This is a genomic window from Curtobacterium sp. S6 (genome assembly GCF_000710345.2).
Lineage (GTDB): Bacteria > Actinomycetota > Actinomycetes > Actinomycetales > Micrococcaceae > Rothia.
The window spans coordinates 140,143-155,371 of sequence record NZ_JHEL01000015.1 but is presented as its reverse complement, the minus strand read 5'-3'; the positions used below and the strand labels follow the sequence as shown (position 1 = coordinate 155,371).

Below are 15,229 nucleotides of genomic sequence, written 5' to 3'. Positions count from 1 at the left end.
GGGGAGCCTTTGGGCCTTACGGCGAGGAACTTACCGGCCCGCTCCGGTCGCCGGAATGACCCGCAGGGGGACCAAACGTTCCTCATCCGTCCACGAACCGTGCTGCCCCACCATGGACAGCGCGCTCGGCCGGGTGCGCCGCAGGTCGTAGAGGGCCAGGGACCCCCGCGCGGCGATGATGAGGTCTCCGATGCGCCGCCTGACGCCCTGGCGGAGATCGGGGCCAAAGTATCCCGCGTCGATGAGCTCGTCCCGGTCAAGGATCCACGCTCGGTCGCCGAAGCGATGGGACCAGGCCGCCACCAATCTGGCCTTGGCGGACTCGTCCTCAGGCTCCTCCAGGTGGAGCTGCACCATGCGGGGCTCCCCCGCGGTGTGTCGCACGCCGTCGATGAGTTCGGGGAATTGCGAATAGTCATGGCGGTCCGATTCCGGGATGTCGACCATGCCGTGGTCGGCCGTCAGCAGGATCAGCGTTTCGGGCCCGACGCGTGCGGCGAGCCTCTTCAGGCCCAGGTCCAGCTCCTCGAGGGCCTCGGTCCATCGCCCCGACGTGCAACCGTGCTGGTGCCCGGTCTGGTCCAATTCGCCCCAGTAGAGGTACATGAAGGTCGGGGTTCGCGTCGAAAGGACCTCCGCGGCCTGACTAATTCTGGCCGTCGTGGACCCCGCGCCGACGAATTCGGTGCCGCGCAACGCGGCCTCGGTCAGGGCTGAGGTCTCGTACGCGGGCATCGACACCGTGACGGGGCGGCACACCTGACCGAGGCGTTCGAAAACGGTCGAGATGGGTTGCCACGCGGCCGGATCGACCGCCGGGTCCCACCCGGAGAGTTGGTTCACGACGACGTCGCGCTCGGGATCGAGCACGTCGTACCCGGCCATTCCCGTCTGGCCGACGGGCGCTCCCGTGCCCAGCACGGCCAGCGAGGCGGCCGTGGTGGACGGAAGTGCCGCGTCCAGCGGACCGAGACTGATCGAACGACGCAGGGCTGCCGCGTGCCCGAGGTTGCGGTTCACGAGGCCTTCCCCCAGCCCGTCGACCAGCACGACGCACACGTTGCGGTACGGACCCCCGGACAGCCCGCGATCGGCGAGGGCGGACGCCAGGGCGAGCCGGTCCGGAAACCGGTCAGAGTGGTCCGACTCCGCGACCGGCCGAAAAACGGAGGCGGCCGAGCTGAGGACATTCGCGATCGAGGCTCCGCGGTAACGCGGCGGGGAGGGAAACGGGGCTCCCGTGAGGTCCTCGAGGCCCAAGTCGTCGTGAGGCGTCTGCTCGGGCATCAGGAGTGCGACGTTCCGGACAACTCGGTATTCGCGCGGCGGAGGGAACGAGCGAATTCCTTCGCGTCCTGGACGGCCTGCTGGCCGTCGGCCTCCGCGGAAATGCGCAACACGACGTCTTCCCGGGCGGCCACGCCGGTGTATCCGTGGTCGGCCTCGCACTGCGGGTCGGCGCACCCCGCCGGCTGGAGATCGAGCCGATGGCTGCCCGTCCAGGACATCATGAGGGTCACCTCGGCGGCGGGCGTTTCGGAGGTATAGTTCTGCGGCTGGCGGTAAGCGTACGAGAGCGTGACCGATGTCAGGTTCCGGATCGGCACGGTTTCCGTGGACACGTGAGCGACGATCTGCTGGCCGTCTTCGTCCAGCGTTTGGTCGTCGACGTGCGTGATCTGCACGATCTCCCCCGCGAGGGCGACGACCGTGATGTGCCGGTGAACCTCGGTCTGATCGAAGTGCGTCTCGAGATGGACCAAATGGGAGGACGGGATCTGTTCGTCCAGGGCATCCCAGACCACGTCGTTGACCAACTGCGGATAAAAACCGGCGTTGACGATGTCGCGGTCCAGATTTTGCCCTTGATGTCCTGACTCAGCCATGCACTCGCTTCCGACGATTTGCCGACGACGGGACGCCGGCCTCGAACGATGTTTGCGCGCCGATGCCCGGCCCGCTGTCGCCATTCTACGTTCCCGCGGCCCCATCCGCGGCGGCCCATGTCACGAGCGAGACATCGTTCGTCGTGCGCTGTCCGTCCGCTGACGCGGATTGCCGAGTTTGACCGATGCCCCGAGGACCGTCAGGGTGTCGGCCGAGATCATGACGGGATTGAGCTCCAACAGGGCGACTTCGGGGAACCGGTCCTTGAGTTGCGCGACGCGCCGCAGCAAATCCTCCAGGAGCTCCACGCGCACGGGCGGCAGCCCGGCGTAGCCGAATAGTTTCCGGGAGGCCTTCGGCGCACGCACCATCTTGGCGACGTCGCCCTGGGTCAACGGCGGGACACGATGTGCCCAGTCGTCCAGGAGATTCACCGAATCCCCCGCCATGCCGAAGGAAAGCACCGGGCCCAACAGGGGGTCTTCCATCGCCCTGATCACGCAATTCTGGCCCGTCGGGGCCATCGACTGGACCTCGAGATCGAAATTCCCGTACGGCTCCAGCGTTCGATGCATCAGGTCGATGTCGCGCACGAGGGTCTCTTCGTCCTCGATGCCCAGACGGACGCCGCCGAGGTCGAGCCGGTGACGCATCGTGGGGTCGATCGCCTTGAGGACCACGGGATAGCCGAGTCGTCCGGCCGCCTCGACGGCCTGTTGCGGGGTGTCAAAGGGCACGGATTCCAGGACCTCGATGCCGTAACTGCCCAGAAGCTCACGGGTGTCGCCCTGGTCCAACTCCAGCAGACCGTCTCCGGGCACCCCCGTCATGAGCCCCTGGATGGTCTGTTTGGCCGCGGCGGTGTCCGCGTCCTCGACCTCGGGCACGAACGCGTCTTCCTGCTCTCGCCAGGCCACGTAGTCCATGGCCGCCGCGAGCGCACCGATCGCCGCGCCGGGGCTTTCGTAGCACGGCAAACCGGGATACGTTCGCGTCTCTTCGGTCCCGGCCTCGCTGATCTCCCGGGGCGCGGGGTAGATGCCGCGCCGATACGCCGCCTGCGTCATGACCCCGGCGAAGGACGCAAGGACGGGCTTACCGGTCTTCGCGCCGCAGTCGGCGAGCACCTCGGCGATCTCCTCCGGGGTGACCAGCGGCGAGGGCAGGAAGGACGCCACGACCGCATCGATCGAGGCGGAGTTCAAGGCCGCGAGCACGGCGTCGCGGATCATCTCCAGGGAATCGAGGTCGTCGCTGGAGGTGTCCAGCACGTGGTCCGAGTGATGGCCCTCGACGTCGTGGCTCGCGCACGCGTCCGCGAGCACCTGGCCCAGCGCGAAGGCGTTCGAGAAAATGGCGACCCGTCTACCCCGGGGCAGCGGCTGAGAGACCAGCAACTGGGCGATGTCCATGAGGTGCTCTGATGTCTGGGCACGGATCACCCCGGCCTGGCGGAACATCTCGTCCAATGCTTCGACCGGTGCCGAGCTGGTGCGGCCCGAGTGCCCCGGCGGCAATTGCACGCCCGTGACATCCGATTTGGCCACGACCACCGGCTTGGAACGGGCCAGGCGACGGGCGATGCGCGAAAACTTCCTCGGGTTGCCGATGGATTCCAGGTACATGCAACACGTCGAGGTCGCGGGATCGTCCTCCCAGTACTGCATCAGATCGTTGCCGGACACGTCGGTCTTGTTGCCCGCCGAGAAGACCGTGGACACCCCCAGGTCTCGCCGGTGGGCGGAGGTCGCGAGCAGCACACCGATCGCGGCCGACTGGCTGAACAGGCCCAGGCTCCCCCGCGTGGGCTTGACCTCCCCCAGGGTGGCGTTGAGGCTGACGGCCGGGTCGGTGTTGATCAGACCGAGCGATGCCGGCCCGATGACCCGCATTCCGTAGCTTCGCGCCTTCCGGACAAGGGCCCGTTGCCTCGCGCGCCCCCGAGCGCCGTCGTCGGCGTATCCCCCGGTCACGATGCAGACGCCGCGCACGCCGAGGCGACCGCACCGATCGACGACGTCGGCCACGGCGGGAATCGGCACCGAGACGATCGCCAGGTCGACGACTTCGGGGATGTCTTCGATGGTCGGATAAGCCTTCATCCCGGCGAGCTCGAAGGCCTCGGGGTTGACCCCGTAGACGGGGCCGGCAAAGCCTCCCTCGATGATGTTCACGAGAATCTCGTGCCCGACCTGCGTCCAGTCCCGCGACGCCCCCACCACGGCGATCGAACGCGGTGCGACCAGCGAGGATACCGATTTGGCCTCGGCACGGTGCTCACGGGCCGCCATGACCTCGCGGGATTTCTCGGTCGGGTCGATGTCGAAGTTCACCATCACGACGCCGTCGTCGAAGACCCGGGCGACCTCGAAGCCGGCCTCCGAAAACACGTTGAGCATCTTGCGGTTCTCGGGCAACACCTCGGCCGAGAATTTCGTGATGCCCCGCTCCAGGCCGGCCGCGGCCAGGTGTTCCAGCAGGATCGAACCGATGCCGCGTCCGTGGTGAAGGTCCGAAATGAAGAAGGCGACTTCGGCCTCGTGCGGCTCGTTCGTGCGATCGTAGCGGCCAATACCGATCATCTCGTCGCCGAGCATGATCACGAAGGCGACCCGATCGTTGTGATCCACGGTCGTGAACCGCGTCAGCTCCTTGGCGCTCAGCGTGGATTTGAACGTGAAGAATCGCAGATAGATCGTGCGTTCCGACTGTCGCGCATACATCGCGGCGAGCGCGTCCTTGTCGGTGGGCTGGACCGGACGCAGGTGCGCCGTGGCACCGTCGCGGAGTACCACGTCCGCTTCCCAGTGGGACGGGTAGGAGTTTTCATCGACCATACGAACAGTCTAGTAGCGCAAGTCACAGGGGCCTATTGCTCTAGACTGGGGTCGCCCGAATTCGATTAACCGTGAGGATCCGTAGATGGCACCCCGCCGCAAGTCGTCGCACACCCCCGAGGACTTCCCGCTCGACGTCGTCGAGAACATCGTGGACATCGATGTCTCCTCGGAGATGGAAACGAGCTTTCTCGAGTACTCGTACTCGGTCATCTACTCCCGGGCCCTGCCGGACGCCCGTGACGGCCTCAAGCCCGTGCAACGGCGCATCCTGTACATGATGACGCAGATGGGGTTGCGCCCGGATCGAGGCCACGTGAAGTCGGCCCGAGTGGTCGGCGAGGTCATGGGCAAGCTCCACCCCCACGGGGACAGCGCGATCTACGACGCCATGGTGCGTCTCGCCCAGTCCTTTGCGATGCGCATGCCCCTCGTGGACGGTCACGGCAACTTCGGCTCGGTCGACGACGGTCCGGCGGCGGCCCGTTACACCGAGGCTCGCATGGCGCCGGCGGCCCTGGCCCTGACCGGCGATCTGGATGAAGACGTCGTCGACTTTGTGCCGAACTATGACAACCAGTTCACCCAGCCGGGGGTTCTGCCGGCCGCTTTCCCGAATCTCCTCGTCAACGGCTCCTCCGGGATCGCGGTGGGCATGGCGACGAATATGGCCCCGCACAACCTCGGCGAGGTCATCGCCGGTGCCCGTCATCTCATCGACCACCCCGACGCCACCCTCGACGAGATCATGGCCTTCATCCCGGGCCCGGATCTGCCCACGGGCGGCAGGATCGTCGGGCTGAACGGCATCCGGGACGCCTACGCGACCGGCCGTGGTTCCTTCAAGACCCGCGCCAAGGTCTCCGTGGAGCAGGTCACCGCTCGCAAGCAAGGCCTGGTCATCACCGAGTTGCCCTACCTCGTGGGCGCGGAGAAGGTCATCGATAAGATCAAGGACGGCGTCCAGTCCAAGAAACTCTCCGGGATCTCGGACGTCGTCGACCTGACGGATCGCAAGAACGGCACCCGGCTGGTCGTCGAGCTCAAGAACGGGTTCAATCCCCACGCGGTGTTGCAGTCGCTGTTCAAGCACACCCCGCTGGAAGATTCCTTCGGAATCAACAACGTGGCCCTGGTGGACGGCCAACCGCAGACCCTGGGGCTGCTGGACCTGCTCAAGGTATACGTCGCGCACCGCATCGACGTCGTGCGCCGGCGCACGGCGTTCCGCCTGAAAAAGTCGCAGGACCGGCTGCACCTGGTCGAGGGCTTGCTCATCGCGATGATCGATATCGACGAGGTCATCGAGATCATTCGATCCTCCGAGCAGACGGCCCAGGCCCGGGAACGCCTCATGGTCGTCTTCGATCTCAGCGAGGCCCAGGCCAGCTACATTCTCGAGCTGCGTTTGCGTCAGCTGACCAAGTTTTCTCGCATCGAGCTCGAAACCGAGCGGGACGAGCTGAATGCCACGATCGCCGAGCTCCAATCGATTCTGGCCTCTGACACGAAGCTGCGGGGCGTCGTCTCGGACGAGTTGCAGGAGGTCGCCGAACGGTACGGAACCGAGCGGCGCACCGAGCTCGCGGAGTCCGACGATCTCGCGAAGCTCGCCTCGGCCGTGACCGACTCCGGCGCCGCCTCGAAGAAGGGTCTCGGCCTCGCGCTGGAGATCGCGGACGATCCCTGCTGGGTGGCCCTGTCGACCTCGGGGATGCTGGGGCGCACCCCTGGCGGCCCCGGCGGTCGCGAGTCCTTCGAGGACCCCGGGAAACGGATCAAGCACGACGCCCTGCGCTCGCTGGTCCCCGCGACCGCGCGCGGTGAGATCGGGGCGGTGACATCGGCCGGCAGGATGGTGCGGGTCAACGTGATGGACGTGCCTCAGCTCGAGATCACGGGGACCGCCCCGAACCTCGGAAGCGGGGTCACGGTCAAGGATTTCCTCACCTTGGAGCGCGGTGAGTCGCTCGTCGCCCTCGCGCCCCTCAACCAGGTGCTGGCCCTGGGAACCGCCCAGGGGGTCGTCAAGCGGGTCAATCCCGACTATCCCCTGAACCGCGACGACTGGCCGGTCATCAATCTCAAGGATGGCGATGCCGTGATCGGCGTGGTTCACGCGTCCAATGACGATCACCTGGTCTTCATCACCCGCGAGGCCAAATTGCTGACCTTCGACGCGGCCAAGGTCCGCCCCCAGGGGCGCACGGGCGGCGGCGTCGCCGGTATCAAGCTCTCGGACGAGGATCGCGCCATTTTCTTCGGTGCCGTCTCTCCGACCGATTCGGCGGTGGTCGTGACGGTCGCCGAGCCGGGTGACGGGCTGCCGGGAACCTCGGCCGGATCCGTGAAGATCACCGAGTTCTCCGAATACCCGGCCAAGGGGCGGGCCACCGGCGGGGTGCGGGCCCACCGATTCCTCAAGGGAGAGTCGGTTCTTCAGCTCGCGTGGGCCGGTCACGGCCCGGCCAAGGCGGTTTCGGCCAACGGCGTGTCGCGCTCCCTCCCCACCGAGTACGGAACGCGCGATGGGTCCGGCGTCCAACTTCAGCAGGCGATCGATGCCGTCGGCCCCGCGTTGGGTAGCGGCGCGGAGGACGGTTCCATCCGGGAGGACGCCGCGGATTCCGTGGACCTGCCGACCGACGGCTGAGACCACCGGCAGGTCAGCCCTCAGTACCGAATCGTCGCGCCGACCGGGAGATGGTCCGAGCCTCCGCGCAGCGGAAGGACCCGGCCGTCGTCGACGGTGACCGAGCCGTTGCCGATCACGTGGTCGATCTGAGTCCTGGCCCAGGCCGGCGAACGGCTCGGCCAGGTTCCGCTCGATACGCCGGAATTCGGCAATCCGTCCTGGCACCCGGCCCGGCCGGGGAGCCCGGCCATCTCCGCGTGCCACGGGTTCGCGTTGAAGTCGCCCGCGGCGACCATCGGCCGGGATCGCGGGGCGGCGCCTGCCCGCGGACACACCTCGTCCAGAACAGAGCGGACGTCACCCGCCCAGAGGTTCATCCGCCGCGGCATCGGACTGGCCGTGTGGACGGCGAGGATCGTGGGGTTCCTCGAGCCGGGATCCACGGGTTCGACCGTGAGCGTTCCCAGGGTAGTGGTGGCGGCGTCGGCCGTCCGGTACTCGCCGAGTTTCCTGGACACCAGGACGGTGGTCGGAGTGAATCCGGGTTCCGTCGAGGTCGCGAAGACCTGGTATTGGTCGTCTCGCCCCATGTCACGAAGGTGGTCGCGCAGTGGGCCGGTGCTCGCTTCGGGGAGCACCACCACATCGGGACGGCCGTCGGTGAGCTCCTTCAGATTGTCCTCGCTGAGCTCGTCGTGGACGTTCCAGCTCACGATGCTCATCGTGTGCTCGCGTTCCTGATCCGGCCGGTTCGACGGTGCCGGCACCGTGGCCAAGATCAGACAGGCCACCGAAGCCATCGCCCCCACGAGGCAGACGAGAGCCCCGAGCCCCGGCCTGCCCGCACGGGGCTCCCCCGCGCGGCTCAGGGCCCGGCCCCGCACCCGCAACGCGATCGCGGCAAGGAAACCCACCAGGAAAACCAGGGCCACGATGCGGGGGAACGCCACGATCTGAGCGATGGGCAGGACGTCGGTCCACGGCGCCGCGACCGCCCCCAGGCCCAGGCCGGCCCACCAGGGCGCCGAGAGCACCCAGAGTCCGTACAGGACCGCGAGCAGGCACACGACGGCGAGGATCCTCTGGAGAGTGCGCACGAGTGTCCCCTTCCGTCGACGCGACGCCGGTGTTCAGTGCAAGGAAATCACATCTGCGCAGTGGACGAGGTCTTCGGGCCGATGCGAGATGATGATCGTCCCGGGGCCGAGGCCACCGTCGGCATCCCGCCGCGTGGCCCTGTTGATCTCTTCCATCACCTCGGTCGCGGCTTCCTGATCCAGGTGGGCCGTGGGCTCGTCCAGGAGGAAGAATGGGGCTTGGGTCAGGAGGGCACGCGCGACCGCCAGCCGCTGACGCTGCCCTCCCGAGAGCCGGTGACCGCCGGCCCCTACCCGGGTGTCCAGGCCGTGCCTCTGGCCACGGAGGTAATCGCCGAGGCCCACCCGGTCCAGGACCGCGGTGAGTTCCTCGTCCGTGGGCACGTTGTCCTTGGGCCGGGCGAGGGCCAGGTTTCCCTTGAGGGTCGAGTCGAAGATGTAGGCGTCCTGCGGGCACCAGGCCGAGGCACCCCGCAGCCGCGTCGGCTCGACCGCTCGACCGTCGAGAAGGATCTTCCCCGACTCCGGCGGGAGGAAGCCCAGGAGGACAGCGAGGGACGTGGACTTTCCGGATCCCGACGGGCCCGTCACCCCGAGGGCCGTCCCCCGCTCGACGCCGCCGCTCACCCCTCGGACCGCCGGAACGCTCATCCCCGGCCAGCGGGCCGACATCTCGACGAGGCGAAGGGTCCGGGCCTCCCGGAGGGCGGCATCGGTCGAGTCACCATCAGGCTCGGGGGCCGGCGCCTCGGGCATACCGCCGTGAATCTTGGCGATCAGGCGCGCGAACGCCGGCCAGGCCCGCACGGCCTCGGTCGCCTGCGCCGCAGGTTCCACGAGCGCGGTGCACAGCAGGACCGGAATCGCCGCTATCGGCGCGGGGATCCTTCCCGAGGTCACCGGTTCCCACGCGAGGACCGCGACCATGAGCGCCGTGAACCACCAGAGGGCAACCGTCGCTCCGTTGCCCAAGCCCGCCGCGAAGGCGGTTCTCCGTGCGGCGCGCAACGCGGCCTCATCCCATGCCCGGAATACCGACAGAACCTGGGCACCGAGGCGATTTCCCCGCACGTCCTCGGCGGATTCCATCATCCCGACGACGCCTCGCAGCGTCCGCGAGGTGCTCCACCGCCGCACCGACTCGGCGCGCCGATCGGCCACGATCACGATCCAGGGGATCACGACCGTGCTGGCCAACGCCGCGCCCGCGACCAACCAGACCGCCGACGGAACCGTCAGCCAGGTCGCGATGACGGCACCGAGCATCACGGGAATATTCGTGGCGATCGGGAGCAGGACCCGAGGCGTCTCGTCGCGGAGCTCGTCCACGTCCCCAACCAACCGGTCCAGGAACACCCCGCCGTGGAGCAGGGAGCGAAGCCCTAGGGCCGTTTCGCCGACGGAACGCCAGGTGCGGATGCGCAGCCGATTCGCGGCTCGAAGCACGACGTCGTGAGTCGCCAGACGCTCGACATAGCGGAAGACCGCCCTGCCCAACCCGAAGAAGCGCACCCCGACAATGGCGACCATCAGGTACATCATCCCGGGTTGTTCGGAGGCCCGAACGATCAGCCACCCGGACAGGGCCGTCAGGGACGCGCCGAAGGAAATCGTCAGGAAATTCAGCAGGATGGGCCCGACCGCGGCCTTCCACCCCATTCCGGTGAGCGTTCGCAGCAGATCGAGTGTCCTCCGGATCCCCGGCGACGCCGGCGCGTCGGCATCGGCCCCGGGTCGTCGCGTCCGTGCGGGTTGGTCGTCGCCGTTGGTTTCCGGCGCGTCGACAGCGCCCCGCGCGGCGTTCTTCCCCGCCGGGGCCTCGGGTGTGCAGCGGCGCATCACGACGCGGCCGTCTCCGGGGACCTCCACGTGCAGATCCGCGTGCGCGACGGTGCCCGGATCGTGGGTCACCCACACCACGGTCGCCCCGGAATCAGACAGCTCGGTGAGGGCCCTGACCACGGCGTTCGCGGATATCTCGTCCAGGTGGGCCGTCGGCTCGTCCACCAAGACCAGCAGGTCAAGTCCCCAGGAGTCCTCGCCACGTCGACGGCGCGCCGCCGCCAGGACACGTGCCACGGCCAACCGCCTGGCTTGGCCGGCCGAGAGGGACGTCGGGGCGACCTTGCCCAGTTCGGCGAGGCCCAGGGCCACCAGGACGCCTCGGATCAGTTCCTGCCCCTCGTTCCGGACGCTCGCGTCGTGGGACTCGGCGTCGGTGGACTCGTTCCGGCCCTCGGCGCCCGGTTCCGCTTCGCGCAACCACGCCGCGGCGTGTTCCGGCATGGCATAGAGGGCGATCTCGTCGACGACCGTGGCCGCGAGGAATGCGGGAGACTGGCCGATCCAGGCCGTGTTCGCGGGTCCGCTGACCGTGGGGCCATGGCCGCCCGGACCCCCGGCCGCCCCACTAGCGGGCCCTGAGGCGTCGGGCGAGGGAGCTTCCGGTCCCGGAAGCATGCCGCCCATCGCCTTGAGGAGCGTCGATTTTCCGCCCCCGGACGGTCCCGTGACCACCGTCGTGGTGGCCTTCGGCAGGTGCAGGTTCACGTCGACCAGGACCGGTTCCCGGCCGGGATACCCCACGGTTGGCTGTTCGACGTGGACGCCGCCGTCCGAACTGATGCTCCGCGTCACGGGGCGGCTCGCTCCCTCGATGACCCTTTGGGCGCGACGCAGGGCATCGACGCCATCCTGCGACTGGTGGAAGGCCGAGCCCAGGTCTCGAAGCGGCTGGAAACACTCGGGGGCCACCAGCAGAACCACCAGGGCGGTATCCAGCCCGATCGAGCCCGTGACCAGCCAGAGACCGATGAACACCGCGACGATCGCGACCGATATCGTGGTGATGAGTTCGAGGGCCAACGACGACTGAAAGGCCGAGCGGAGGGTCGTCATGGTTCGTTTCCGGTACGACTCCCCCATGTCGGATAAGGCCCGCGCCTGGGCCCGGTCCCGACGTAGGCCGACGAGGACCGGCAGACCCCGTGAGAGCTCCACGATGTGCTGGGAGAGCCTCAGCAACTGGGATTGGGCTCGTTCGGTGTCTTGTTGCGTCGTCTTGCCGATCAGGATCATGAACAACGGCACCAGGGGCAGCGTCAGCACCAGGATGAGGGCGCTCACCGGGTCCAGCCACAGGACCACGAGAACCAGGATCACCGGGATGACGCTCGAGGAACACATCGCCGTCAGTGACTTGACGTAGTAATCGTCCAACGCGTCCAGCCCGCGGGATGCCAGAACGGCCAGCCCGCCGTCGGATGCGGCGTGGTCGTCGTGCGTGTCGCCGGTTGCGTTCGTGGAAGATCCCGAGAGGACCCGCTCGAGCAGGCCCCGCCTTAATTCAGACTTCGCCCCGGACGCGGCCCGTTGGGAGGCCACCGAGAGCATCCAGTCCGCCGCCCCGCGCACCAGCAACCCGCCGATGCCCCAGAACGCGATCTGCCAGGCCCATTGGCCGGACGCAACGCCGGTCATCCAGGAGGGAAAAATCCCGTCGGCACCGGCCGAATGCGCGCCGACGAAATTCGCCCAGTCGCTCGCGGCCTCCACGCCCCTGCCGGACTGAATCGCGCGGAACGCCTCGCGGGCGAGGGCCGTCAGCACGGTGGCGACCGAGGCGGCAAAGCCCACCAGGCCGATGGCCCTCAGGACGCTCAGCGCCATCAAGGTGGCCATGGTTCGGCGCGCCCGCGGACCCAGCGGCGGCCGGCTGGCGGTCCGCCGCTGGGTCCGTGGGCTGGTGGGGACCTGCTGATTCACGGTCGATGCTTACCGGGCGTTGGGCTGGCTCGACAGGCTCGTGACGTCGTGAGCCTCGGGAATATGTTCGGCCATCAACCGCTTGCGGAAGACCCAGTAGGTCCATCCTTGGTACAGGAAGAGGACCGGCAGCCCAATGCACGCGACGATCGTCATGATCTTCAGCGTGTACGGCGAGGACGAGGCATTCTGAATGGTCAACGTCGTGCCGTCCGTTAGCGTCGTGGGCAGCACGTTGGGATATGCGGCCATGAAGATCGACAACGCACCCAAGACCGCGAAGCCGGCGAGCCCGGCAAAGGACCAGCCTTCGCGCCCGACCTTGGCCATCGTCCAGGCAAGACCGGCGCTCACGGCCGCCAGGACCAGGAGCGTCACGGACAGCGGCGTCGCCCCGAGGACCTGCAACCACACCGCCCACGCGACCATCGGCAGGAGAGCAATCGGCAAGAGCCGAACCAAGAAGGACCGTGCCCGGTGCCGCACCTCCCCGTCGGTCTTCAGGGCGAGGAACGCCAGGCCGTGGACCAGGCTGAAACCGACCATGGCCAGCCCACCGATGATGGCCGGAACCGTCAGCCAGGCGAAGGGACCGCCGACCCGGTCCGCGTGCTCGTCCAGGGGCAGGCCCGTGGTGGTGATCGCCAGGGCGGCCCCGATCAGGAATGCGATGAAGAACGACGCAACGGACATAATTGCGTTCCACCGGGCTTCCCAACGTGGCCCGGACAGCTTGCCACGGTATTCGATCGACACGGCCCGCAGGATGAGGACCAGCAGGATGAGGGTCAAGGGAATGTACAGGGCCGAGAACAGGGAGGCGTACCACATCGGGAAGGCGGCGAAGATGGCCGCCCCGCCGGTAATCAACCACACTTCGTTCCCGTCCCAGACGGGGCCAATCGTGTTCAGCAGCAGACGGCGTTCCTTCTCGTTCTTGGAGAAGATCCGGCCCATCAGCATGCCGACTCCGAGGTCGAATCCATCCAACACGATGTATCCGATCAGTAATACTCCGACCACCAAGAACCACAGGGTCGGTAAACCAGGTTGTCCTACAAATTCTTCGAACATGGTGGTGCGCTCCTAGTAGGCAAAGGCCAGGACGTCGTCTTTGGCGGTGGAGTCGTCGTCATCGTGATCATCCGATCTGACGAGCTCGGGCATCGCGGCCACGACGCCCGTCTTGACGTATCTGGAGATCAGGAAGACCTCCACGACCATGAGAATCGCGTAGATCACGACCAACGCGATGAGGGAGAAAAGCATCTCCCCCGCCGTGACGTGGGGCGACACCGCCGCCTGGGTGAACATATAGATGCGTTGGTCCAGCGGAAGATCGGGGTTCGGCGCCACGACGAAGGGCTGGCGCCCCATCTCCGTGAAGATCCATCCGGCGATGTTGGCCCCGAAGGGCGCCAGGATTCCGAAGATCGCCAACCGGGTGAGCCACTTGGATTCTGGGACCGTACCCTTCCTCGTGATCCACCAGGCGAAGACGCAGGCCACGGCCGCCATGCCGCCGAAGGTGATCATGATGCGGAAGCCCCAGTAGGTCACCTCCATCAGAGGCAGGTAGCTGATCTCTTGACCCGCCCGATCCCCGTAGAGGGAATTATCGGCGAGGTTCGTTCCGTACATCTGTTCGTACTGAGGCATCAGCGTCGTGATACCGGGAATATTGGTCGTGAAGTCGTCGTGGGCCAAGAAGGACAGCAGGCCAGGGATCTCGATCAGGTTCTGCACATCACCACAGTTCTGAGAACCGAGGTCGGAGATCGTCATGACCGAGAAGGCGGTGCCGTCGTGGCAGGCGGCCTCCGCTGCGGCCATCTTCAGAGGCTGTTGCTGGAACATCAGCTGCCCCTGGATATGGCCGCTGAAGGCCGTCCCCAGAAAGCCGATCAGACCGATCAGGATGCCGAAACGCAGGGAGCGGAACCAGACGGAATAGTCTCGCTTGTCCTGCGCGCCGCGGCCGGAATCGCCGACGACCACTCGTCCGTTCTCGTCCACGGTGTCGATTCCGAGGCGCCGCCGCTTCCACAGCTTGTACCAGGCGATGCCGAGCAAGAAGGAGCCGGCCACGGCCAAGGCCCCAAATATGGTGTGGGTGATGGCCACCAACGCGGTGCTGTTGGTCAACACGGCCCAGATGTCGTTGAGCACGGGGCGGCCGTTGACCACTTCGTAGCCCACGGGATGTTGCATCCATGAATTGGCGACGATGATGAACAGCGCCGACAGCCACGAGGCGAGCACCGCCGCGCCCAGGCAGAGGGCGTGGATGACCGGCTTCAGCTTCTTCCAACCGAAGATCCACAGCCCCAGGAACGTCGATTCGACGAAGAAGGCGAGCAGGCCTTCCATGGCCAGCGGGGCACCGAAAACGTCGCCGACAAACCGGGAGTACTCGCTCCACGCCATGCCGAATTGGAACTCCTGGACGAGACCGGTGGCCACGCCCATGATGAAGTTGATCAGAAAAAGCTTTCCCCAGAATTTCGTCATTCTGAGGTATTCCTCTTTACCGGTCTTGACCCACAGGAGGTTGAAGATCAGCACGACCATCCCCAGGCCGAGCGTCAGAGGAACCATCATGAAGTGATAGACGGTGGTGGTCCCGAACTGCCATCGGGCAATTTCTACAGTATCCACGGCTCTCCTCGCGCAACTGAACGCACTCACCCGGACCCGATTGGACCGGACGCCACCAAGATAGCAATGCACCCTGAACCCTTGGTGACGGTTCGTCAGCGAGGTCTTGACAGGATAGAAAGGGTATTTTCAACCCTTAGGTTGGTGTGAAGCCAGGCGAAACTCCAGGCAACCGCTGGATAGAGCATAAGGTCTTTCCGACCTCATCGCGGCGGCCCGTTTGCGCGTCCGGTCCGGCACGACAAAGGGCCGAATCCGCTGAATTTCGGATCCGGCCCTCACGATTTGTCCCGTGATAAATTTCATATTTTCATGCCAGCTACCGGCACGTGGCCCCGCCGCCGCGGGGG

8 protein-coding genes are annotated in these 15,229 nt (G+C 66.7%); 1 reads left to right on the top strand and 7 read right to left on the bottom strand.

All coding sequences use genetic code 11. The features are described from left to right. Positions 1-30: 30 nt before the first annotated feature. The 3 genes from CURSPS6_RS02920 to CURSPS6_RS02910 form a co-directional block, all read right to left on the bottom strand. On the bottom strand, positions 31-1,287 hold the full coding sequence (locus CURSPS6_RS02920; protein ID WP_051687571.1) for an alkaline phosphatase family protein: 1,257 nt from the start codon (positions 1,285-1,287) through the stop codon (positions 31-33). Beyond that, positions 1,287-1,886: a DUF5998 family protein gene (locus CURSPS6_RS02915; protein ID WP_035810447.1), complete on the bottom strand. Its 600-nt coding sequence runs from the start codon at positions 1,884-1,886 to the stop codon at positions 1,287-1,289. The genes CURSPS6_RS02920 and CURSPS6_RS02915 overlap by 1 nt, the downstream gene beginning before the upstream one ends. Positions 1,887-2,006: 120 nt before the next feature. Further along, complete coding sequence (locus CURSPS6_RS02910) at positions 2,007-4,724, bottom strand: bifunctional GNAT family N-acetyltransferase/acetate--CoA ligase family protein (protein WP_030014013.1); 2,718 nt, start codon at positions 4,722-4,724, stop codon at positions 2,007-2,009. 85 nt (positions 4,725-4,809) lie between these two features. Between CURSPS6_RS02910 and CURSPS6_RS02905 the strand changes: the two genes are divergently transcribed. Continuing rightward, on the top strand, positions 4,810-7,377 hold the full coding sequence (locus tag CURSPS6_RS02905) for a DNA gyrase/topoisomerase IV subunit A (RefSeq protein WP_051687570.1): 2,568 nt from the start codon (positions 4,810-4,812) through the stop codon (positions 7,375-7,377). 20 nt (positions 7,378-7,397) lie between these two features. Here the strand turns inward: CURSPS6_RS02905 and CURSPS6_RS02900 are convergent, their stop codons facing one another. The 4 genes from CURSPS6_RS02900 to CURSPS6_RS02885 are packed head-to-tail and all read right to left on the bottom strand — an operon-like array spanning position 7,398 to position 14,879. Beyond that, positions 7,398-8,456, bottom strand: coding sequence for an endonuclease/exonuclease/phosphatase family protein (locus CURSPS6_RS02900; protein ID WP_030014011.1), 1,059 nt, complete (start codon positions 8,454-8,456; stop codon positions 7,398-7,400). Positions 8,457-8,489: 33 nt separating this feature from the next. After that, positions 8,490-12,221 (bottom strand): thiol reductant ABC exporter subunit CydC, encoded by a 3,732-nt coding sequence (gene cydC, locus CURSPS6_RS02895; protein ID WP_035810141.1) that lies wholly within the window; start codon positions 12,219-12,221, stop codon positions 8,490-8,492. A gap of 9 nt (positions 12,222-12,230) precedes the next feature. Then, positions 12,231-13,295 (bottom strand): cytochrome d ubiquinol oxidase subunit II, encoded by a 1,065-nt coding sequence (cydB, locus tag CURSPS6_RS02890; protein ID WP_030014008.1) that lies wholly within the window; start codon positions 13,293-13,295, stop codon positions 12,231-12,233. Positions 13,296-13,307: 12 nt separating this feature from the next. Next, positions 13,308-14,879, bottom strand: coding sequence for a cytochrome ubiquinol oxidase subunit I (locus CURSPS6_RS02885; protein ID WP_030014007.1), 1,572 nt, complete (start codon positions 14,877-14,879; stop codon positions 13,308-13,310). Positions 14,880-15,229: the final 350 nt, after the last annotated feature.

Excerpts from the sequence above, each read along its gene's own strand:
- cydB (WP_030014008.1), bottom strand. The coding sequence starts at position 13,295 with ATGTTCGAAGAATTTGTAGGACAACCTGGTTTACCGACCCTGTGGTTC.
- CURSPS6_RS02915 (WP_035810447.1), bottom strand. The coding sequence starts at position 1,886 with ATGGCTGAGTCAGGACATCAAGGGCAAAATCTGGACCGCGACATCGTC.
- CURSPS6_RS02920 (WP_051687571.1), bottom strand. The coding sequence starts at position 1,287 with ATGCCCGAGCAGACGCCTCACGACGACTTGGGCCTCGAGGACCTCACG.
- CURSPS6_RS02905 (WP_051687570.1), top strand. The coding sequence starts at position 4,810 with ATGGCACCCCGCCGCAAGTCGTCGCACACCCCCGAGGACTTCCCGCTC.
- CURSPS6_RS02910 (WP_030014013.1), bottom strand. The coding sequence starts at position 4,724 with ATGGTCGATGAAAACTCCTACCCGTCCCACTGGGAAGCGGACGTGGTA.